The organism is Psychrobacter sp. Arc9, from assembly GCF_041431295.1.
GTDB lineage: Bacteria > Pseudomonadota > Gammaproteobacteria > Pseudomonadales > Moraxellaceae > Psychrobacter.
This window is the reverse complement of the sequence record NZ_JASMRK010000001.1, coordinates 166,378-189,364: the sequence shown is the minus strand read 5'-3', so window position 1 is coordinate 189,364 and position 22,987 is coordinate 166,378. Positions and strand designations below refer to the sequence as shown.

Below are 22,987 nucleotides of genomic sequence, written 5' to 3'. Positions count from 1 at the left end.
TAAAGTATTGTTATCATGGCTATACCTAAAGTACCTAATCAATGTGACAGAGCCATAACCATGAATAATTTGACAGGAAATATGGACGCACTAGATAACACAGACCGTATGTATTTTGCGCCACTATTGCCATGGCAAAAAGTATTGTGGTTACAGTTGACCGAGCGCGTACTTAAGCAGCAGTCTTTGCCGCATGCATTGCTCGCTGCTGGTATGCAAGGTATGGGCAAACGCGCCTTTGTATGGCGATTGGTCGCTTGGCTATTATGCCGTGAGCGTGGTACAAACCCACTAGGTGCTTGCGAAGTATGTGAGAGCTGTCAATGGCTCAAGTCGGGAACTCATCCGAGCTTGCAAGTATTACCACTCGTTAGTATGCCTATCAGTGCCGAAAGCGATGCGCTTCAAGAAAAATCAAATAGCGTAAAAGATAAAAAAGGCGCTAAAGCTACTAGCAATAGTGCTCTTAAGATCAAAGTAGATGATATTCGTGCTTTGCAGCCTTTTATTTATCAAGGCGGGCAAGGAATGCGTATCTGTGTGTTAGATCACGCTGAAAAAATGACAGTAGCCGCTGCCAATGCGCTGCTTAAAACATTGGAAGAACCGCAAGCGCAGGTGCATCTGTTTTTGATTAGTGATACGCCTGCTCAGCTATTGCCAACGATTAAGAGTCGTGTGCAACAGTTAGCATTACAGACAATTGAGCAGACTGTTGCTGTCGATTATATGAGGCAGGCACTAGGTCACACGATTAACCGCGAAGCCGTTGGTAACGCTGCGATTGAGCAGTTAATACAACTAGCCAATGGTGCGCCGTTAGCTGCTATCGCCTTAGCGCAAGCACCATGGTATAGCAAGCGCAGCCTATGGTTGACTACATGGCAGGCGCTACGTAGTGGTAAACGTAGTGGTGTGGCTGCAAGTGATTATTGGCAAGGTCAGCTTAATATTAAAGAGTTTATACAGTTATCTGAGCTGATGCTCCTTGATATACGCCGTGTCTGTTTGGGGCTGAGTGAACTACAAAAGGATGTCAATCTATCAACGATATTGGCGACTTATCATCCTACCGATAGCGGGTTAGAGGCATTTGCCAACAGCGTGCAGCAGACCAAAATCGCACTGCAACAAAATGTGCAAGAAAAATTTGCCTATGATAAGCTAATGCAAGAGTTGGCAGGCTTATAGAGCCATGCTTTAACGCTTAGTTAGTGTTCGAAAATTTGCAATTGTTCTTAACTATAAACTATCAATTATTTATATAAACATACTAAACCCAGTTGATGAAGGAAGCTGACTATGGCAATGCCAGGACGTGGCGGGATTTTAACCTGTCATTATGAAAGTATCGAAATGTTATATGCCAGCTATTTGTCATTTGTCAGTAATGGGGCATTATTTATTCCCTCTGACCGCGTGCAAAAGCTGGGCGATGAGGTGTTTATTGCGGTGACTTTGCCCAATTCTAGTGAGCGCTTACCGATGAATGGTAAGGTGGTATGGATTAATTCTAAAGCCCAAAGCGGTCGTCCAGCCGGTTTTGCCGTGCAGATTGGCACTGATATCGCAGGCCAAAGAATTAAAAACGAAGTCGAGCGTTTATTGGCTGGTAAGATTGACAGTTTACAGTCTACTTATACTATGTAGCATGTATATAGTCAGAGCACTTTTAAACCGCTACGGTGTTACCCGCCCTAGATGTACTTAGTGTACTATCTGCGGTCGGTCGCCTTGTAGCGATTCTAAAATTCCTTGACTATATCTATCCGCACGCTTATCTGTTGAAATAATAATGAGTTTCAAAAAAATAATGTGATAAAAAATGCCGCCTTAGATATAAGGTGGCATTTTTTTTGAGTAAGATAGTACTGGATTGAGTACGACTAAGTAAAGCAAAAAGACAGGTTAATAACGCGGTGGTACATACATATCATCTGGAATCGGCTCACGATAATACTCATCGTCGCGCTTACGTTCGGGCAGTTCTACTTCATCGCGCGGCACCTCTTTATAAGGGATCTGCTCAAGCAGATGAGCAATACAGTTTAGCCTCGCACGCTTTTTGTTATTGCCTTCGACCACCCACCATGGCGCTTCAGGGATATGAGTACGCTCGAACATGGTCTCTTTGGCCTTGGTATAATCCTCCCAACGTCGGCGCGACTGTAGGTCCATTGGTGAGAGTTTCCACTGCTTAAGCGGATCATATATTCGGCTCATAAATCGTGCATGTTGCTCATCATCAGTGATAGAAAACCAGTATTTTACTAAGCGAATGCCTGAGCGTACGAGCATACGCTCAAACTCTGGTACTGATTGAAAAAATTCTTCATATTGCGCGTCAGTACAAAACCCCATAACACGCTCAACGCCTCCGCGGTTGTACCAACTACGGTCAAACAATACGATTTCGCCTGCTGCAGGCAAGTGGGCCACGTAACGTTGGAAGTACCACTGCGTTTGCTCACGCTCAGTGGGAGCCGGCAGGGCAGCTACCCTGCACACGCGTGGGTTTAATCGTTGGGTAATGCGTTTAATGGCACCACCTTTACCAGCAGAATCCCGCCCTTCAAAAATAACGACAATACGTTCACCGCGATCAACTACCCAATCTTGTAGTTTTATCAGTTCTCGTTGTAGTCGTACCAACTCTTGAAAGTAGGTGCGTCGATCCAGTTTTTCTTGCTCGCTCATCTCACGTCCGTTAAAACGAAAGTCACGTGCATAGTCATCTATTTCATTTTCTAGTTCTTCATCATACGTATCGATTAAGTCTTGGTGCATTTTTCGACGTAAATCATCATCAAGAATGTCTTTTTCGATGCGTTCAGTAAGAATGGCTTGTTCCTGATGGTACCGATCTAGATCCTCCTCAGACGTTAGAGATTGAAAATCAGCGGTTGCAAGCGGTTCTGTCATCACCAGTTTTTCAGAGCCAAAAATGACTTGCCTCATTTTTCTTAATAAAATTTTTGTCTTACCCATAAATATTACCTTTGTTTTGCGTATCGGCTTTTTTAAGAGGCTACTATCTAGGTCGTTTCTATCATAGCAAAGTACAGACAATAAAAAATGCCCTTTAAATAAATTAAAGGGCATTTTTTTATTGATAGATATGTACTGATTAAAATAATAAGTCAGCGTATCTTTTTCACTTAAAAGTGACCAAGCTTATTTTTCTAGGATACAAGTCACGCCTTGACCACCTGCTGCACAGATAGAAATAAGTGCACGGCCCGAACCTTTTTGATCCAATAATTTAGCAGCAGTGGCTAAAACACGACCACCAGTTGCCGCAAATGGATGACCTGCCGCTAGTGATGAACCGTTTACGTTTAATTTGCTACGATCGATAGAACCTAGCGGGGCATCTAAGCCTAAGCGCTCTTCACAGAATTTCTCATCTTCCCAAGCAGCTAAGGTTGATAGTACTTGTGAAGCAAAGGCTTCATGAATCTCATAAAAATCAAAGTCTTGTAGAGTCAGACCAGCGCGCTCAAGCATACGTGGTACCGCATAAGCTGGTGCCATTAGTAAGCCTTCTGTAGTACCAGATTTACCAATGAAATCTACCGCTGCAGTTTCTTGATGGACGATATAAGCAAGTGGTTTTAGACCGTGCTCTTTTGCCCACTCATCAGTACCTAGTAGTACACAAGAAGCACCATCAGTAAGCGGCGTAGAGTTGGCAGCTGTCATCGTTGGATTGGCATTTTTTCTACCAAAAACTGGCTTTAATTTGCCCAGTTTTTCTAATGTAGTATCTGGACGCAAGTTGTTATCACGAGTCAGGCCTTTGTATGGCGTGATCAAGTCGTCAAAGAAACCTTCGTCATAAGCGCGTGCTAGGTTTTGATGACTGTTAAATGCAAGCTCATCCTGCGCTTCACGGCTGATATTCCACTCAAGCGTGGTAATCGCTTGATGATCGCCCATTGATAGGCCAGTACGTGGCTCACCGTTTTGTGGTGAGTCGATTAAGTCTTTTGGATTGAGACCCATTAGTGCTTTTAGACGTTGCTTGTTGTCTTTTGCTGCACCAAGTTTGATCAGTACTTTACGTAAGCCATCGCCGACAGCGATAGGAGCGTCAGAAGTAGTATCTACACCACCAGTGATTGCCGAATCGATCAGACCAAGTGCAATCTTGTTAGCAGAAGCAAATGTCGCTTGTAAGCCAGTACCGCAAGCTTGTGAGATATCATAAGTTGGCGTATGTGGGTTTAGCGCGGTATTTAATGTGGCTTCACGAGTAAGGTTGATATCACGGCTAAGTTTCATGACTGCGCCAGATACCACTTCACCTACTGTTTCGCCTTGCAGGTTATAACGCTCAACTAAACCGTCCAATGCAGCTGTTAGCATATCTGTGTTGCTAACATCAGCGTATGATCCATTTGAGCGCGCGAATGGAATACGGTTACCACCTAAAATAGCAACACGGTTTAGGTTTGAAGCTGGTTTGCTCGCGCTGGCTTTTTTAGCTGGAGCAGGTTTTTTAGCAGCAGTGGTTTCCACTTTTTCATCGACCACTTTTTTACTAGCAGTTTCTTTAGCGCTAGTATCTTTAGTCGAGGTGCTTTTTGCAGCGTTTTCTTTTTTTGCTGTATCTGATTTTGTATCCGTTGCTTTAACAACTGTACTTTCAACAACAGGGCTATCTGGATGATTGTTTTTATTACTCATAATATTATCCTTAAAAAGTATGGGTAGAAGTAAAAAGTGATAGGTAATAATAAAAAATAGTTAAGTTATTTTATACAAGCAAATATTATCATTTATTACGCAGTACAGCTGTTTATCATAAGGCGTTTTTATTCACTTAATGTATCTCTTTAGCAAACTATGTGACGCTTGTATGAGGTCGGTAGTAGATTCATGACCATGACGCATCGCTCTAATAGACTGGCTAGTAAGAAATATTAGCATTGCATAACAGTACGTTTGATAATATATTGTTATCAATAATTAAGTATGCCATAACCTATAGGTCAGATTTTAACATGTTATAGTGGCGCTTAATGCTGCTAAAAACGACTGGCTTGTATACTGACTTGTTTACAGATTGTTGTAGACATTATCTGTTTTTGGACTTGTTTATAAGGGAAGTGTATAGTTAGGCTAGTTTTGAGGCGATTTACTAAATTTAAATAATTACGATGTCAATGTCTCTATATAATAGATTCATTGCATTTTTTATTATTATACGAATCATTAATTATAAGGATTATATTATGTCAGACCGTTATGGTGATTTTGTTCAATCTTCTATTGGCAAAAAAGTAGCAAAAAACTTAGGTTTGCCGATGCCAACGACGCTTGATCGTTTCGAAAGCGGCGAGCGTTTGGTGCGTGGTAGTGTATTGGTTGGCCGTGCTACTGGTGATGACAAGAGTGTCAGTGAGTCTGTGGCCCGTATCCTGTCAGACGTTCATGCCGAAGTATATGTAAACAGCAGCGATGACATCAAAGACGCACTTGCTGATGCAGGCGTAGAGGCAAAAGCCAACACGGGCGGCGACGATCAATTCAAAGTACTGCTTTTTGATGCCAGTAATATCAGCAATGCTGAACAGCTAAAAGAGCTTTATGAGTTTTTCCATACAGTTGCACGCCGCGTAGAAAAATCAGGCCGTGTGGTTGTGGTTGGTCGTACGCCAGAGAACATCACGGATATTGAATCTGCAATGGCTCAACGCTCGCTTGAAGGTTTTGTGAAGTCAGTGGGCAAAGAGTTTAAACGCGGTATCACAGCGCAGCTGATTTATGTTGAAGAAGGCGCAGAGCAAAACCTAGATTCAACCTTACGCTTTTTTACCTCAGCTCGTTCAGCTTATGTATCAGGACAAGTAGTACGCGTCAGTAAAGGCAGCTCAGTCGATGTTGACTGGAACCAGCCTTTGGGCGGCAAGACTATGCTAGTGACTGGCGCAAGTCGCGGTATTGGCGAAGCTATCGCTCGTGTATTGGCTCGTGAAGGGGCTCATGTTATCTGTCTAGATGTACCACAGCAGCAAGCTGACCTACAAAAAGTTGCTAGCGAAATCAGCGGCTCTGCTTTGACAGTAGATATCACTAGTGAAGATGCTGGGGCAGAAATCGCTGACGCTGCCCAAAAACGTGGTGGCCTAGATTCAATCATCCATAATGCTGGCGTGACTCGTGATAAGACGTTGGCTAAGATGGATGAGAAAAAGTGGAACATGGTCATCGATATCAACTTGGGCAGTATCGCTAGATTGAACCGCTACTTGTTGGACAATGACGTACTGAAAGAAAACGCACGTATCGTATGTGTGTCGTCAATTTCAGGTATCGCTGGCAACATGGGTCAGACCAACTATGCCACTTCTAAAGCTGGTGTGATTGGTTTGGTTAACGCAACTGCCAAGCAATTAGAAGACAATGCTAAAGGCATGACGATCAATGCAGTCGCTCCTGGTTTCATCGAAACCCAAATGACAGAAGCCATTCCATTTGCTATTCGTGAAGCTGGTCGCCGCATGAATTCAATGAGCCAAGGCGGCCTGCCAGTAGATGTGGCTGAAACTATTGCATGGTTCGCTTCACCTGCCTCTGGCGGTCTAAATGGCAACACGGTTCGCGTCTGTGGTCAAAGCTTACTTGGTGCATAATGTTGATTAATTGACAGGTATATGTGAGAAATAAGGTACAGATAGAGACAGTAGTTGTATCACATAAGCTATTATTTCTCGTTTGTATCACATATGCTTACGAAATAATCTTTGATAAAGTGTAATAAAGCTGCCCAAGGGTGGCTTTTTTATGATAAAAACACAAGAACCAATAGCCAAACTATTTTTTGCTATTAAAGATACTCATGAGGTTGATTAAATTTAATGCTTATTAGATGATTTAATAGTAGGCTTTAGTCAATGACTGCAGATTGTCTCTATATACGTTAAAGAACTTGTTCAAGCCACACTTAGGATGTACTTATGTCAGACAAACATTATGATGCGTTGCCAAAAGCGCACACCACTTATGCCAATATTGTCAAAAGCTTATTGCCTATCGGTAATGGTGGCAAGGTCAGTAGAGACCAGTTGCCACAATCTACTTACTATGTAGATGACTTGCATATCGATCAAGAAAATCTAGATGACTATCGCAAAATTTGCGGTTTTGCTGATGATGGTAAAGTGCCAGCGACTTACTTCTCGGTATTGTCACAGACGCTGCAGATGAACATGATGGTCAAAGAGCCGTTCCCATTTGCCATGTTAGGTCTTGTTCACGTTGATAATAGCGTCACCCAGTATCGCCCGATTGGAGAGCGTGAAACGGTAGCAATGTCGGTCACTTTTGATAACCTGCGTGATCATGCTCAAGGTCAGCAGTTTGACTTTGTCACTATCGTAAAGTCAGAAGATGAAGTCATCTGGGAAGGTACATCGACTTATTTATCACGTAGCAAGAAACCTAGCAGTAAAGATAAGAAGAGCGCGCCGCGTCCGGTCATGGTCAAGCCTGAAGTAAACGAAGCAGGTGTTCATAGCATTTTTGAAGTGCCAGAAGATATCGGTCGTCGTTATGCCTTTGTCTCAGGCGACTTTAACTTGATTCATTTGCATCCGCTATCAGCACGTGCGTTTGGTTTCCCTAAAGCGATTGCGCACGGTATGTGGTCAAAAGCTAAGTGTCTTGCTCTGATGGGTGATTTGCCTGATGCTTACACAATTGACGTCTCATTTAAGCTGCCTATCTTTTTGCCAGCTGAAGTAGAGCTGATTGCTGAGCCAGTAGCCCAGCTCAAAAACGTAGATGATACTTGTGAGTTTGGACTGTATAGCTCTAAAAACAATAAACCGCATTTGGCGGGTGTTGTAACCCTAAAGAGTGACAGCAAGTAGCATAAACATCATAAAGCTTCTATTTTAACAGCCATATTTAACGTACATATTTATTATTATGACTTCACAAAACATGCCTTCAGAAGAAAATGCGATAGACGTAGATCAAACAGAGAGCTCGATAGCAACCGATACGGTCGCTGCTAACGATAGCGGCGCTAACATGCATATTATTAGTGCCGATAATGGCATTGATTTGGCCGATATCTTTGAGCCTTATTTTCGTCCAGATGCAAACACTATCGTGTGCGGTGCATTAGATGACGAAAAAGTCGCGGCTTTAGCGAAAGCGGGCGTCGAGCTGGTTATCAACTTGCAGCCTGATGATGAGTTGAGCTTTGATGAGGCATCAGCAGTTGAGCGAGCAGGTATGCACTACGAACAACTGCCTATCAGCGGTGCTAAAGAGCTAAAGCAGCTTAAGATATTGGCGTTTGATAATGTATTACGCCAACATCATGGCAAAAAAATCGCTATGCACTGTGGGTCGGGCAATAGAGTGGGAGCTGCAATAGCGCTGAGGGCAGGATGGTTGCGTGGACGTAAGATGGATACAGCGATGGAACGTGGTCGCAGTCATGGTTTGACCAAGCTTGAACAAGAAGTTCATAACCGTTTGTTAGTACCGCGTTAACTAGATTTGTGGCGTTGAATATTAGTGCTGTCTTAGACGTTGGCAAACTCTAAAAATATCATCGAAATAAATAATAAAAAAGGCGACCAATAGGTGGCCTTTTTTATTGGCTCACAATTCATTTATACTGGTTCAAATATTTTATATAGCTTGTGTATTACTATCATCTTAAAAATAGAATAATTCATATCACTGGAGCAAGGTAATAATAATGGATCATAATACAGAAAATTCTAATATATCTATAAACGCTGACTTTCAAAACAAATTACAGCAATTACTGACAGATTTACAGCTTGATGATGCACCTGCTGGCGGGGCTGTGGCCGTGTATCAAGCAGGCCAGTGTATAGCACAAGCCAGTACAGGTATGGCACGTCCTGATATGCCGTGGCAGCCTGATACGTTAGCGATTAATTTTTCTACTGGTAAAGGGGTATTGGCAACGTTGGTTCATGTGCTAGTTTCGCAGCAACTGATCGAATATGACAAACCTATTGCCCATTACTGGCCAGAGTTTGCTGCAAATGGTAAAGACCAAATTACGTTGCGACAAGTCATGTCACATCAAGCCGATTTGTTTTCGATTCAAAGTATCGATGTCGACAGCGAGACGGTACTCGATTGGGATACGATGCTGCGCCACATTGCAGCGATGTCCATTACCTCTCCCGAAGATGCTACCAAGTATGACAGCGCTTATAGTGCATTAGTCTACGGTTGGGTATTGGGCGGCGTAGTAGATGCGGTCACGAATCTATCATTCGCTGAAGCACTGCGCCAGTATCTAACAGAGCCTCTGGGTATTGCCGACAGCTGCTATTTTGGTGTGCCAGATAGCAAAGTAGATCAGGTGGCAAAATTGGCCAAAGATTTTGAAGAAACAGAGGATACGAGCTCCCAATTAAAATCGAGACGCCAAAAACCAACCTTAAAAGTAGATTCTCAAGAGACTTTACGTACTTATGCAAGCTTACCTAGTTATCATTACTGGCAACAGAAAATGCTAAATGACAAACGTGCAGCTGAGACGCAAAGTAGCCTAGATGACAGCCTAGATAGCTCTGATATTGATAACGTGCAACCTGTATTAAATACGGCGCGTATTAATAGCTTATATTTCAATACCACTCAGCTTAATCTAAAAAACTATAAGGCGGCGCTGATACCTGCTGGCAAACATGCCCTTGATTATCATAAGCGCCAGACGCTACAAGCTGTCATTCCAGCGGCAAATGGTGTCGCTTCCGCTAAAGCACTGGCAACGATTTATGCAATGCTTGCTAATGGCGGTGTATGGCAAGGGAAAACACTGATCGATAGTGCTACTTTTGAGCAGTTATCTACTCCGCAGGTTGAGGGTTTAGATGCGGTTATGCCAGCGGCTATGAAATGGCGATTGGGCTACCATAGATTATTTAGCTTGTATGCTAACAACGATGATACGGATAAGAGAATGAGTTCTGATTTATCAGGATTTGGGCATATGGGATATAACGGATCGGTTGCTTGGTGCGACCCTGAGCGCCAACTGTCATTTGCTTTTATTCATAATTTTGATACCACTATGCTCAATGACGTTCGTCAGTTTGCGCTGACAGAAGCCGTCTTGAGCTGGGTAGAAGAGATACTTTAATAACGCCAACTTCAATCGCGAATTGATTCTGTTTCAAACATAAGCAGCATTAATTTTAATGCTACTTTTTTGGTGTCATTTTAAGCAATCTTGATGCGCTAAGACCATGGATAAAGATAGAAGTCAAAATAACAATCGAACAAACAATCCACAATTTAAGCGCATCTTCATCCGCGAAGAAACCTTGATTGAGCGCATAGGAAAGATAATATAGGGTACCGATACCGCGAATACCCAAAGCCGATATCGCATATTTTTCGGTATGAGGTAAGTTCAATCCTGATAAGGCAATAAATCCACCAATCGGACGTATAAGTAGTAAGAAGGTAAAGCTGACGATATAGACGCGCCATGTCAACTCGACACCTGCCTGCAACCCTTGACCAAGGAACATACCGAAGATAACGAGCACCAATGACATCAGTAAGCCTTCTGATTGCTCAGCGAAATCATGCAGTTTTTGATGATAAGTATGCTCACACTCTGAGCGACGAAACGCAAATGCGGCCACGAATACAGCGATAAAGCCATAACTGTGTACATACTCTGCAAGTCCATAGGCTAGTAGCGTCAATGCAATAACCACATAGCCTTGCGAGATGGTAGTCTCACGGGTATGTTTAGAAAACACGACTTTAGCCAATACTTTACCAACCAATACACCTACCACTACACCTGCGCCAATCTTCCACAAGACGTCATGAGTAAACCACGACCACAGCATCTCGTAAGTAAAGGCTTTGCCTTCACTGAATGCTTCCGCAATTTTAATCGCTAGATACACAAACGGAAAAGCCAGACCATCGTTCAATCCTGCCTCTGACGTTAAAGTAAAGCGTGGTGTGTCTTCTCCTCCTGTATTGGGAGGTCCCACCTGAATGCTCGAAGCTAACACTGGATCAGTAGGCGCTAACACTGCACCTAACAAAATAGCTGCACCAAGGCTCAAACCAAACGCGTAATACCCCAAGACTGCCATCGCAAAAATACCAATAGGCATGGTAATGAGTAGCAGTCTTACTGTTGGTCGCCACAATCGCCAAGACAACTCTGTATCGATTTTAATACCAGCACCAACCAATGAGACCAATACAACAATTTCAGTCAGTTTCTCGATGAGTAAGCCGTTATCAAGTGGGTCTAAAAAGGATAAAGACGTCCACCAGTAGCCCATCATCAGACCGAAGCTGACTTGGAGCATCGGTAAAGAGATAGAGGTGCGCTTAAAAATAACAGGAAACAAGGCCCCGAGTAAAAAGGCAATCCCGCAGATTAATAAGAATAAGTTATATTTTTCAATCATAAGGTTTACGCACGTCGTTATATTTTAAGGGTCGATTTTATGAGGATAATTTTAGATATTGATGACAATTCACAGCAATAGTTGATAGTCAGTCACTGATACCCTTTATCATGACGTCAAAATAAAATAATTACCGCAAAAAATAGTTATCAAAACGACAGCTACGTTGTTTTTTGGTGAAAAAAAAGCCTGCATTGCGCAGGCTTAATACATTTTTATCAGTATGTCTAGAGCGTTGATAGCTTACAGACTAGCGCTCGACTTGGCTCACGTCACGTACGGCGCCAGTATCAGCACTGGTGGTCATAGCCGCATAAGCACGTAATGCTGGCGAGACATGACGATCACGGTTGACAGGTTTCCATGCATCACGTCCACGTGCTTCCATGGCTTCTCGGCGAGCAGCTAGGTCTGCATCACTGACTTGCATGTTGATAGTACGATTTGGGATATCGATATGAATACTATCGCCTTCTTCGACCAAACCAATCGCCCCGCCTTCAGCAGCTTCTGGGCTAGCATGACCAATTGATAGACCTGATGTACCACCAGAGAAACGACCATCGGTGAGTAGGGCGCATTCTTTACCCAATCCTTTTGACTTCAGATAAGTCGTTGGGTACAGCATCTCTTGCATACCAGGGCCGCCTTTAGGGCCTTCGTAGCGAATGATAACGACATCGCCTGCAACGATTTGATCAGCCAATACCGCAGCAACCGCATCATCTTGTGATTCAAATAGACGCGCGCGACCAGTAAAGGTCAAGATGCTTTCGTCAACGCCTGCAGTTTTGACCACACAGCCGCGCTCAGCGATATTGCCATATAGTACGGCTAAGCCGCCATCTGTAGAGTAGGCGTGTTTGGCACTACGGATACAGCCTGACTCACGGTTGACGTCGAGGTTTGACCACTCTTTTGATTGTGAAAACGCTTCTGTGGTACGTACGCCACCAGGAGCAGCAAGGAAGCGAGCGCGTGCCTCATGATTGTCAGGGTTCATGATGTCCCACTTATCGATCGCTTCTTTCATCGTGGCGCTATGGATAGTTGGCACGTCAGTCTTTAATAACTCGGCGCGATCAAGCTCAGCGAGTAATGCAAATACACCGCCAGCACGATGCACATCTTCCATATGGTATTTCTGTGAAGCAGGCGCTACTTTTGCCAGACAAGGCACACCGCGACTTAGACGGTCAATATCAGCCATCTTAAAGTCGATTTCTGCTTCATTGGCCGCAGCAAGTAGATGCAAGATGGTATTGGTTGAGCCGCCCATAGCGATATCTAAGCTCATGGCATTTTCAAAAGCGGCTTTGGTAGCGATAGAGCGTGGTAGCACAGAGTCATCATCTTGCTCATAACGACGCTTAGCAAGCGACACAATGGTACGACCCGCTTCTAAAAATAGCTCGCGGCGCAATGAATGAGTAGCTAGCAGTGAGCCATTACCTGGTAGTGCTAGGCCTAAAGCTTCGGTCAAGCAGTTCATCGAGTTGGCGGTAAACATACCAGAGCACGAACCACAAGTAGGGCAGGCTGAAGCTTCAATAGCAGCGACGTCTTCATCACTGATGCTATCATCAGCAGCGTCCATCATTGCATCGACTAGGTCAAGTTTGCGAACGGCACTGCTGTCACTACTATCCGTATTATGGCTCTTACCAACGGTACTGGCTAAGATTTTGCCTGCTTCCATTGGGCCACCTGAGATAAACACCACTGGAATGTTAAGGCGCATGGCGGCCATCAACATACCCGGAGTGATTTTGTCGCAGTTGGAAATACACACTAGCGCATCTGCACAGTGGGCATTGACCATATACTCGACAGAATCAGCGATCAAATCACGACTTGGTAGCGAGTACAACATACCGCTATGGCCCATCGCAATACCATCATCGACCGCAATGGTATTGAACTCTTTTGCAACGCCGCCTGCTTGCTCAATCTCACGGGCGACCAGTTGTCCAAGGTCTTTTAAATGCACATGGCCGGGTACAAACTGGGTAAAAGAGTTAGCAATCGCAATGATTGGCTTGCCAAAGTCGCCGTCAGTCATGCCGGTTGCACGCCATAATGCGCGCGCGCCTGCCATATTACGACCGCCGGTAGAGGTTTTTGAGCGATAATCCATGTGATATTCCTTACAAATAGGCGGGGTTGTTAAAATGTGCACCCTTAGTTTTAATAGGGATAGTGTGCTTTTTATAGAGAGTGAGTACTAGTGAATAATACTAATTCGTTACCATACCATTAGATATGAATAACTAAAAACAATATGCTAATAACAGTGAATTAATAATAACGAATTAATAATAACGAATTAATAATAACGAATTAATAATCACAAGCGATGAGCGAAAAAACCGTTATTCAAAATATCTATTCAATACGTTCTAATATGGCTTTGTCAAACCAAGGAAGATCAGCTTTGTCTGCTTCTAGTTTTACAATGGCTGCAAGCGCATGAGTAGCTAGTAGCTGCTGATAATCACTACTAGCTTCAATCGTCAACAGCGACTCGGCAGAGAGTGCTGGCGTATTAGGGTTTTGCTCGTCAATACTAATTAATATTTGCTTATTATTTTTATAGAGGACGTCTACACGACCAAAAAACTGCCAGTCTTTAAAAGCGGCAATAATAGCGTCGGCAGCATCTTTAGTATATACCTGCTGCGTCTCTTTACCCGTATTGGTCCAATGTAGTCGTACAGCCAACTGCAATGCCTCACTAAATACCACTAACGAGCCGATAATTTTTACATGCCAAGGACTGGTCAGCAGCTCCTCGTCAATACCAATTAACTTGGCAGCTTGATGAGCTGACATGGGTGTATTGAATTGAAGCAGTAGCTCAGGAGTGAGTGGGTGCGTTTGTTTGATTGCATCATCCAAACTGTCATAGTGATACAAAAAGGGCAGTGGCAAATCTTGCGTGACAGTCTTCTTTATAATTTTGCAATTGTGTATCTGCCAGCTGATGGCTTTATCAATCAATGCTTCTGCTAATATGATAGCGTTCGGATCGATGGTTTGAGTATCACTTTCACTCTCAATATCAGAGTATTCTTCCTGATTATCAAGGGTTATAGCAGTGTTATCCATATCTGGTTCAGTCGGCAAAGTAGGCAAATCCATAAACATAGCGTTGTTAAAATAGAGGGCTAATATAACATTTAAAAGGTATGACTCGCCAATAAATTAGTGAGCTAGCATGGTTGGAATATGGCTTGATATTTTTCAAATTCGGTTGTCATACTGACTTGTACTAAAGTTATATTTCGTCCACTATATGACAGATGCTTTTATCTATTTTGGATAGCTATTGAGCTATTAATTAACTAATAATAAAACTCTTAAAGGAAAAAATAATGACTGAAGTAAATCAAAAGACTGCTTATGACGACAATAATATTTTTGCCAAAATGTTAGATGGTGATATTCCATATCACAAAGTATATGAAGATGATAAAACGCTCGCCTTTATGGATATCATGCCACAAGCAGAAGGCCATGTATTGGTGATACCGAAGCAAAAAGCCGTTGATTTGGCGGATCTTGAGCCTGAATATGCTGCTGCGGTGCTAATGACGTCTAAAAAAGTTATGCAAGCTCAGCGCCAAGTATTTGAGCGTGAAGGCGTTATCCAAATGCAGTTGAATGGCTCACAAGCAGGTCAAACAGTCTTTCATTATCATGTACATCTCATTCCATCAAGTATCCATGAATTGGGTCGTCATGCAGTAACCCAAGCTGATAATAATGATTTGGCAAATATTGCGCAGAAGTTGGCGGCAGTGATTGATGCCTAGATAGGAACTAGATTGCTTCTGTTTAGGTATAACAAATACTGGTATTTACGAATTAGCGAGTGTTTACAGGTTAGAAACTATTAAAATAGAATATATATACAATCAAAAGGCAGCTAGCAAGCTGCCTTTTTTATTTTCTTGGTAATATTCATGTAACATTCGTTAAAGTCGTGTTACGAGTTGAACGCTTGTCTAGGGTTTTGGAAAAGAGTGTGATAATTATTATAACCATTCACACACATTTTCTAATCTTTGCCTTAATTAAAACTTTCTATAAAAAGGCATCGTCAACTTTTGAGGATATTATCTTTCATGAGTAAATTACCTCGTTCGACTATTTTATTACCAGTCTTTGTACCTGCAGCCATTATTATGCTGCTATTGGTCATTGGTACGGCTATCAATCCTGAAGCAGCGGGTGCTCTGTTTAGTGATGTGCTTAGTTTTACGACTGAGACATTCGGCTGGTTTTATATGCTGGCAGTGGCACTGTTTTTGATGTTCATTATTGTACTGGCGTTTTCGTCTTATGGCAGTATCAAGCTGGGCCCTGATCATGCTGAGGCGGAGTACGGATTCCTTGAATGGTTTGCCATGCTGTTTTCGGCAGGTTACGGGATTGCGCTACTGTTTTATGGGGTAGCGGAACCAGTAATGCACTTTTCTAGTCCGCCAATGTCGGATCCGCAGACTATCGCCGCGGCAAAAGAAGCGATGCAAATTGCGTATTTCCATTGGGGCTTTCATATTTGGGCAATTTATGGTGTCGTTGGTTTATCACTAGCTTATTTTGCATTTCGTCATGGTTTACCACTATCAATACGCTCGACGCTATACCCGATTATCGGTGACAGGATTCATGGCCCTATCGGTCATACAGTCGATGTGTTTGCGATATTAGGTACGATGTTTGGTATTGCTACCAGTCTTGGCTTATCAGTGTCGCAAATCAATGCGGGACTCAATTATCTATTGCCAGATATCATTCCAGTGAATACGACCGTACAGGTGATTGCCATTGCATTGGTGACCGCCGCGGCATTGGTATCGGTGTTGGCAGGGATGGATAAGGGTGTAAAACGTTTATCTATTTTAAATATGCTGTTGGCAACTGCGTTGATGCTGTTCGTATTTGTTGTCGGTCCGACCATTTTTATCTTGAATGCCTTTATGGAAAATACAGGTAGTTATTTGGGTAATATTGTCGAGCGTACCTTTAGCTTGCAGGCATACGAGAATAGCAATTGGATCGGTAGCTGGACTTTATTTATTTTTGCATGGACGATTGCATGGGCCCCCTTTGTCGGTCTGTTTATTGCCAAGATCAGCCGTGGTCGTACCATCCGTGAGTTTGTACTCGGTGTGATGCTGGTACCGACTTTCTTTACGTTCTTCTGGTTTTCGGTGTTTGGTGATACCGCGCTACACATGATTATGGTCGATGGTTATACCTCATTAATCAGTGAAGTACAAAACAACCAAGCGATTGCTTTGTTTAAACTGTTAGAGAATCTACCGTTTACTGAATTTGTATCGTCGTTGACCATTTTATTGATTATTACCTTTTTTGTGACGTCATCGGATTCTGGCTCATTGGTAATCGACTCGCTAGCGGCAGGTGGTCGCAGTGATACACCATGGTGGCAGCGTAGCTTTTGGGTAGTGACTGAAGGTGCTGTCGCAGCAGTATTGCTACTTGCAGGTGGTTTAGAAGCCCTACAGACAGCGGCTATCGTTAGTGCGTTACCTTTTGCGATTATTATTCTGATTTCTATGTTTGGTATGTGGCGTGCGTTACGTATCGAAGGACATCGTAATCAGAGCCTTGGTAATGACAACAGACTGCCGCCGCATTTACTCAAACCGTCTGCATGGCGCGAGCGTATTGATTATATGACCGATAAGCCAACGCGTGAAAAGGTTCTTAGCTATATTAAAGAAGTGGTTATGCCTTCGATGATGGAGGTGTCGTCTAAATTTGCAGAAACTGGCTGGACGACTGAGGTCAACTATGATGCGGTCAATAACCGAGCCGTATTAGAGCTACAGCGCGGTGACGATGTCGAGTTTTGGTATGAGGTACGCTTATCTGAGCATGATGCGCCTGATTATTATACTGAAGACAGCGCAGATACTTTGCCACAAGAGCACCATCATCGCGCTGAGGTGTATCTACGCCGTGGTGGTCAGACCTATGATTTATACGGCTACAAATCTGAATCAGTGATTAATGACATCATTGATCAGTTTGAGAAGTATTTACATTTCCTCAATGTATCGCCTGATAGTCTACCGTGGCGCATGCAAGAGCATGATGATGACATCACGCTAGAGCAGGGCAGTGTGCTTGATAAATAATGCATGGGATTTATTAAAAACGAGTAATGCTTATGCAAGCTATTCACGTTAATCGCTTGCATTATGTGCACGAATCCTTAGAATAACGGCTTGTTTTCTTTACAAATCAAGCCGTTTTTTATGTCTATTGATTCTCTCATTTTACCTTCGTCCTCGACTTTGTCTGATCATCCGCTATTACAGCCATTAAATATCGGTGGCCTGACGATTGAAAACCGTTTGATGGTTGCGCCGATGGCGGGCGTGACGGACAATCCTTTTCGCCGATTGTGCAAATCATTTGGCGCAGGTCATGCGGTCAGCGAGATGATCATCGCTGATACGGCACTTTATGCACGCAAAAAATCCTTGTACCGTGCCAATTTTGACAATGAGATTGCGCCTATCTCGGCACAGATAGCAGGCGCAGAGCCAGACAAATTGGCTGAAGCGGCTCGTTATCAAATCGATAATGGCGCGCAGATTATCGATATCAATATGGGCTGTCCTGCCAAAAAAGTCTGTCGTAAGCTGGCAGGCTCTGCATTGTTGCAAGACGAAGATTTGGTCGCGCGTTTACTAGATGCAACGGTCAATGCCGTTGATGCACCTGTCACGCTAAAGACACGTCTAGGCTTTGAAAACGGTCGTGAAAATATCTTACGAGTCGCCAAGCGTGCTGAGCAGGCAGGCATTGCAGCGGTTGCTATTCATGGCCGTACGCGTGAAGACATGTATACAGGCAATGCACGCTATGAGCTAATACGCGAAGTCAAAGAAAGTATCAGTATTCCTGTTATTGCTAACGGTGATATAGATAGCGCGCAAAAAGCCCAACACGTCTATGAGATGACAGGCTGTGATGCGGTGATGATTGGGCGTGCTGCACAAGGGCAACCATGGATATTTCGCGATATTGAGCACTTTTTGCGTACTGGCGAGCGCCTAGAGGCACCAAGCGTCAGTGAGATAAAAGAGATCGTACTGGCCCATTTGCAAGAGCTCTATGATTTTTATGGGGAGTACTCAGGCTGCCGTATCGCTCGCAAACATATTGCATGGTATACGACAGGTATTCCAAACTCCAACGCCTTTAGACAGGCGATGTATGGCGAAGAGAGCACGGCTGGGCAATTTAAAGTGGTCGAGACTTTTTTGCAGGCGCACGAATAGCAAACGCTTAAATCTTGTTTTATAAACTCGTGCTAATCATGTCTATGCATCGCTTTTTGATGGCATTTTTGTCCAACAGCTATGTTTTATCAATTGGCACAGTATGATTGTCAGTATCAGACTGTTTATCAGGCGCAGGCTTTCTATTTTGCCAAGGGAACCGTCCTTCTAATTCAACCTGTAACGATAAGCTTAAAAAGGTTCGAATCAGTACGATAAAACCTAGCACCAGTACGCTGCGTAGCGATGGCTCGGTGACGACAGTAGCCACGATATCAGCGGCGATTAGCACCTCTAATCCTAACAATATAGACTTGCCTACGGTCTGCCTGATTTCAACATAAGTATCATTATTGAAATGCCCCGACGCTCGAAAAGCTTTATACAAGGCAAGAAATAGCCCAAAAAACATAATGAGGACGCCAATGACTTCGATCATTTTGGCAATTAAGTCGATATAGTGAGTTAGTGTTTCTATCAAAGCAGATACTCCTCATAATTAATCAAAAAAAAGTTTAGCACTTAACACTTGGTACTTAGCACTTAGCACTTAGCACTTAGCACTTAGTAATTAGTAATTAGGAATTAGGAATTAGGAATTAGTAATTAGGAATTAGGAATTAGTAATTAGGAATTAGTAATTAGGAATTAGTAATTAGGAATTAGGAATTAGGAATTAGGAATTAGGAATTAGGAATTAGGAATTAGGAATTAACAATAAGCTAAAAATGTATTTATAAATATTTATATCGACGACGAAATTTGTAAAAGTTCCGTTAGCTAACGCCTACTATGGTTTTGTTCACTCCATATAACATTTTTTTGCTATGCTATAACCGAATACCAATAACTATAGAATAAACGAAAAGGACTTTTTATGGCCAATCTCTCGAAAAAAGCAATCACCAAAGCCGTCAAAGGCAAGAATATTATCATTACAGGCGCTTCAAGTGGTATTGGTGAGCGCACGGCTTTTTTGCTCAGTGAATGTGGCGCGCATGTTATTTTGCTGGCCCGTACTGAAGATAAGCTAAAAATGGTCAAAGAAAATATTGAAACGCTTGGCGGCGCGGCCAGCTACTATCCATGCGATCTGACCAATATGGATGAGATTGAAAAAACCAGTGAAAAGATTTTGGCTGACTTTAAGCATGTCGATGTACTAGTCAACAATGCGGGTCGTTCGATTCGCCGTTCAGTGCATGAGTCGGTCAACCGTTTTCATGACTTTGAACGTACCATGGAGATTAATTATTTTGGCGCGGTCAAAATCATTCTTGGTTTCTTGCCAACGATGATTGGTCGCCAAACTGGTCAAATCGTGAATATCTCATCAATTGGAGTATTGGCAAACAGCCCTCGTTTTTCAGCGTATGTCGCGTCAAAGGCGGCCTTAGATGCATTTAGTCGCTGTTTGGCTGCTGAAGTCAAAGGCGATAATATCAAAGTAACCAATATCTTTATGCCACTTGTGCGTACCCCAATGATTGCGCCAACCAAGCTATATCGTTATATGCCAGCACTGATGCCTGATGAAGCAGCGATGATGGTCGCAAAAGCCATCGTTCATAAGCCAAATAGCATTGCGAGTAATATGGGCAAATTTGCCTCGGCGACTTATTCACTAGTACCAGCCTTTAACGTTGGCGTTCAGTCCATTGGTTATCGAATTTTCCCAAGTTCGACCGCTGCGCAAACGACGGATAGCAAGCCTAACCTTGCTCAGCGTGCCTTTGCCAAAATTCTTCCTGGTGAGCATCACTAGAATCGATTTGTTATCAGGCTCGAATTTGAAAAAAAAGGATACTACGGTATCCTTTTTTTATGCCTTAAAAATATGCTTAAGCAGTATAAAAGCCTCTTCGCTGCCATTGTGTGAAGGGCTTAGTTGTACGTTAAATAAATCCTTAAAAATTCCGCTGTTAAATTTCCTTCATATGTCTAATTTTCAGGAAGATGAATAAAATTCATCTTATGTTTAAATTGTATCGTTTTTATTCATGTTTAGATTTCGGTATGATTCACCTCATACACAGATTTGGTTTTATCTCAGATAAATAAGGTAGCGGATCACCATGAGTAAAGAATTCAATTGTTCAATTAAGCACATTCGTTTTGACGAAAACTATCAGCCTGCAGATAGCACGCGTTTGACGACTAACTTTGCAAATTTGGCACGCGGCGAGCACCGCCAAGAGAACTTACGCAAAACGTTAAATATGATCAATAATCGATTCAATGCATTGGCGCATTGGGACAATCTGACAGCAGATCGTTATTCTGTTGAAGTTGATATCATCTCTGTCGATCTGGATGTTAAAGGCAATGGTCAGACGTTCCCTATTATCGAAACGCTAAAAACAACGATTGTGGATCACAAAGAAAACAAGCGTATCGACGGTATGGTTGGCAACAGTTTCTCATCTTATGTGCGTGATTATGACTTTAGTATTGTGTTACCAGAGCATCGTGACAAAAACCTAGCATCCATAACGCCAGATAATTTTGGTGAGTTGCACGGCAAGCTGTTTCAATATTTATTGAATTCAGAGGCTTACAACGCTCATTTTCACAAAAAACCAGTGATTTGCCTGAGCGTGTCAACCAGCAAGACTTACTACCGTACTGTCAATCAGCATCCTGTATTGGGCATTGAGTACAAGCAAGATGAATACTCGTTGACCGACGACTATTTTTATAAAATGGGCTTAACGGTACGTTATTTTAAGCCTGAAGGTAGCGCCGCGCCATTAGCCTTTTATTTTGCAGGGGACTTGCTCAGTGATTACACCGATCTTGAGCTGATTAGTGCAATCAGTACTATGGAGACCTTTCAGAAGATTTACCGTCCTGAGATTTACAACGCCAACTCAAGCGCTGGACAAGTGTATCAACCTAGCCTGAATTACCAAGACTATTCATTGACGCAAGTAGTCTATGACCGCGCTGAACGTAGTCAGATGGCAGTAACCCAAGGCAGATTTACTGAGACGCATTTTATTAAGCCGTATCAAACAATCCTTGAGGAATGGGCTGCAAGCTATGATGTAACAGGCGATACTGCTGAAAAAGAAGCTGCTGAAAAAGAAACGGCTAGGAAGCAAGCCGCTTAACTGAGCATTACTCATCAACATAATAAAAAATAAATTAACTAGAAGATAAATCGTATGAAACTACTATTACCGACGTCTACCGCTGGCAGCTTACCAAAACCGTCTTGGCTAGCAGAACCCGAGAAAATTTGGTCACCTTGGGCTTTAGAGGGCGAGCAGTTGCTTGAAGCCAAGCGAGATGCGCTACGTGTATCATTGCAAGAACAACAGCATGCAGGGATTGATATTGTGAGTGATGGCGAGCAGACCCGTCAGCATTTTGTGACTACGTTCATCGAGCACCTTGATGGTGTTGACTTTGAGAAGCGTGAGACGGTCAAAATTCGTAATCGCTATGATGCGAGCGTGCCATCAGTCGTTGCTGCGGTGAGCCGTCCGAAGTCCGTGTTTGTTGATGATGCCAAGTTTTTACGCCAGCAAACTGATCAGCCAATCAAATGGGCGTTGCCAGGGCCGATGACGATGATTGATACGTTATATGACGGTCATTATAAAAGCCGTGAAAAATTGGCTTGGGAATTTGCTAAAATCCTGAACCAAGAGGCAAAAGAATTAGAAGCGGCTGGCGTCGATATTATCCAGTTTGATGAGCCAGCATTTAATGTATTCTTTGATGATGTGAACGACTGGGGTATTGCAACTTTAGAGCGCGCCATTGAAGGCCTAAAATGTGAGACAGCTGTCCATATTTGCTACGGCTATGGCATCAAAGCCAATACCGATTGGAAAAAGACACTGGGTTCAGAGTGGCGCGAATACGAAAAAGCGTTCCCTAAATTGCAACAGTCGAAAATCGATATTGTCTCACTTGAGTGTCAAAACTCACGTGTACCTATGGATCTGATTGAATTGATTCGTGGTAAAAAAGTGATGGTTGGTGCCATTGATGTGGCAACCAACACTATCGAGACACCAGAAGAAGTGGCAGATACGCTACGCAAAGCGCTACAATTTGTCGATGCTGACAAGCTGTATCCTGCGACTAACTGCGGCATGGCACCTTTGTCTCGCCAAGTCGCACGTGGTAAGCTCGCAGCACTAAGCGCTGGTGCTCAAATCGTTCGTCAAGAACTGACTGCTTAGAGTTTAGCCGTTTAGG

18 protein-coding genes are annotated in these 22,987 nt (G+C 43.0%); 12 read left to right on the top strand and 6 right to left on the bottom strand.

Annotated features, from left to right (window positions below):
* Positions 1 to 60 precede the first annotated feature (60 nt).
* Together QO187_RS00760 and QO187_RS00755 are read left to right on the top strand one after the other, a co-directional pair.
* On the top strand, positions 61 to 1,191 hold the full coding sequence (locus QO187_RS00760; RefSeq protein WP_102094749.1) for a DNA polymerase III subunit delta': 1,131 nt from the start codon (positions 61 to 63) through the stop codon (positions 1,189 to 1,191).
* Positions 1,192 to 1,302: 111 nt separating this feature from the next.
* The gene (locus tag QO187_RS00755) at positions 1,303 to 1,650 is read left to right on the top strand and encodes a PilZ domain-containing protein (protein ID WP_102094750.1); all 348 of its coding nucleotides are present in this window, start codon (positions 1,303 to 1,305) and stop codon (positions 1,648 to 1,650) included.
* 258 nt (positions 1,651 to 1,908) lie between these two features.
* Here the strand turns inward: QO187_RS00755 and ppk2 are convergent, their stop codons facing one another.
* Both ppk2 and QO187_RS00745 read right to left on the bottom strand, forming a co-directional pair.
* Positions 1,909 to 2,988, bottom strand: a complete 1,080-nt coding sequence (gene ppk2 / locus QO187_RS00750) for a polyphosphate kinase 2 (RefSeq protein ID WP_228153250.1) — start codon at positions 2,986 to 2,988, stop codon at positions 1,909 to 1,911.
* Positions 2,989 to 3,174: 186 nt separating this feature from the next.
* Complete coding sequence (locus QO187_RS00745; protein WP_102094751.1) at positions 3,175 to 4,689, bottom strand: acetyl-CoA C-acetyltransferase; 1,515 nt, start codon at positions 4,687 to 4,689, stop codon at positions 3,175 to 3,177.
* 548 nt (positions 4,690 to 5,237) lie between these two features.
* On the opposite strand from QO187_RS00745, the gene QO187_RS00740 reads away from it, so the two are divergent.
* From QO187_RS00740 to QO187_RS00725, 4 genes are all read left to right on the top strand, one after another.
* A complete protein-coding gene (locus QO187_RS00740) occupies positions 5,238 to 6,638 on the top strand; it encodes a 3-oxoacyl-ACP reductase (protein WP_102090944.1) in 1,401 nt (466 codons plus the stop codon).
* A 324-nt stretch (positions 6,639 to 6,962) separates the two neighbouring features.
* Positions 6,963 to 7,877 (top strand): MaoC/PaaZ C-terminal domain-containing protein, encoded by a 915-nt coding sequence (locus tag QO187_RS00735; RefSeq protein ID WP_102094752.1) that lies wholly within the window; start codon positions 6,963 to 6,965, stop codon positions 7,875 to 7,877.
* 58 nt (positions 7,878 to 7,935) lie between these two features.
* The gene (locus tag QO187_RS00730) at positions 7,936 to 8,511 is read left to right on the top strand and encodes a serine/threonine protein phosphatase (protein WP_371546670.1); all 576 of its coding nucleotides are present in this window, start codon (positions 7,936 to 7,938) and stop codon (positions 8,509 to 8,511) included.
* A 211-nt stretch (positions 8,512 to 8,722) separates the two neighbouring features.
* A complete protein-coding gene (locus tag QO187_RS00725) occupies positions 8,723 to 10,147 on the top strand; it encodes a serine hydrolase domain-containing protein (RefSeq protein WP_371546667.1) in 1,425 nt (474 codons plus the stop codon).
* A gap of 61 nt (positions 10,148 to 10,208) precedes the next feature.
* Here QO187_RS00725 and QO187_RS00720 read toward each other — a convergent pair whose 3' ends face one another.
* The 3 genes from QO187_RS00720 to QO187_RS00710 form a co-directional block, all read right to left on the bottom strand.
* Positions 10,209 to 11,450: a sodium:proton antiporter gene (locus QO187_RS00720; RefSeq protein ID WP_160020873.1), complete on the bottom strand. Its 1,242-nt coding sequence runs from the start codon at positions 11,448 to 11,450 to the stop codon at positions 10,209 to 10,211.
* 250 nt (positions 11,451 to 11,700) lie between these two features.
* On the bottom strand, positions 11,701 to 13,587 hold the full coding sequence (gene ilvD, locus QO187_RS00715) for a dihydroxy-acid dehydratase (protein ID WP_057759459.1): 1,887 nt from the start codon (positions 13,585 to 13,587) through the stop codon (positions 11,701 to 11,703).
* 248 nt (positions 13,588 to 13,835) lie between these two features.
* Positions 13,836 to 14,591, bottom strand: a complete 756-nt coding sequence (locus QO187_RS00710; RefSeq protein ID WP_371546665.1) for a hypothetical protein — start codon at positions 14,589 to 14,591, stop codon at positions 13,836 to 13,838.
* 233 nt (positions 14,592 to 14,824) lie between these two features.
* Here QO187_RS00710 and QO187_RS00705 point away from each other — a divergent pair, with 233 nt between their 5' ends.
* The 3 genes from QO187_RS00705 (at position 14,825) to dusB (ending at position 18,775) form a co-directional block, all read left to right on the top strand.
* The gene (locus tag QO187_RS00705) at positions 14,825 to 15,265 is read left to right on the top strand and encodes an HIT family protein (RefSeq protein ID WP_102090949.1); all 441 of its coding nucleotides are present in this window, start codon (positions 14,825 to 14,827) and stop codon (positions 15,263 to 15,265) included.
* A 312-nt stretch (positions 15,266 to 15,577) separates the two neighbouring features.
* On the top strand, positions 15,578 to 17,623 hold the full coding sequence (locus QO187_RS00700) for a BCCT family transporter (protein WP_191115093.1): 2,046 nt from the start codon (positions 15,578 to 15,580) through the stop codon (positions 17,621 to 17,623).
* Between the two features lie 120 nt (positions 17,624 to 17,743).
* A complete protein-coding gene (gene dusB, locus QO187_RS00695; protein ID WP_160020869.1) occupies positions 17,744 to 18,775 on the top strand; it encodes a tRNA dihydrouridine synthase DusB in 1,032 nt (343 codons plus the stop codon).
* A 79-nt stretch (positions 18,776 to 18,854) separates the two neighbouring features.
* On the opposite strand, the gene QO187_RS00690 is transcribed toward dusB, so the two are convergent.
* Positions 18,855 to 19,256, bottom strand: coding sequence for a DUF1622 domain-containing protein (locus tag QO187_RS00690; RefSeq protein ID WP_205962037.1), 402 nt, complete (start codon positions 19,254 to 19,256; stop codon positions 18,855 to 18,857).
* Positions 19,257 to 19,652: 396 nt separating this feature from the next.
* Here QO187_RS00690 and QO187_RS00685 point away from each other — a divergent pair, with 396 nt between their 5' ends.
* The 3 genes from QO187_RS00685 (at position 19,653) to QO187_RS00675 (ending at position 22,971) form a co-directional block, all read left to right on the top strand.
* A complete protein-coding gene (locus QO187_RS00685; protein ID WP_057759469.1) occupies positions 19,653 to 20,540 on the top strand; it encodes an SDR family NAD(P)-dependent oxidoreductase in 888 nt (295 codons plus the stop codon).
* A gap of 310 nt (positions 20,541 to 20,850) precedes the next feature.
* Positions 20,851 to 21,888, top strand: a complete 1,038-nt coding sequence (locus QO187_RS00680) for a DUF1852 domain-containing protein (RefSeq protein WP_101205397.1) — start codon at positions 20,851 to 20,853, stop codon at positions 21,886 to 21,888.
* 54 nt (positions 21,889 to 21,942) lie between these two features.
* Positions 21,943 to 22,971, top strand: coding sequence for a methionine synthase (locus QO187_RS00675; protein ID WP_101205396.1), 1,029 nt, complete (start codon positions 21,943 to 21,945; stop codon positions 22,969 to 22,971).
* Positions 22,972 to 22,987: the final 16 nt, after the last annotated feature.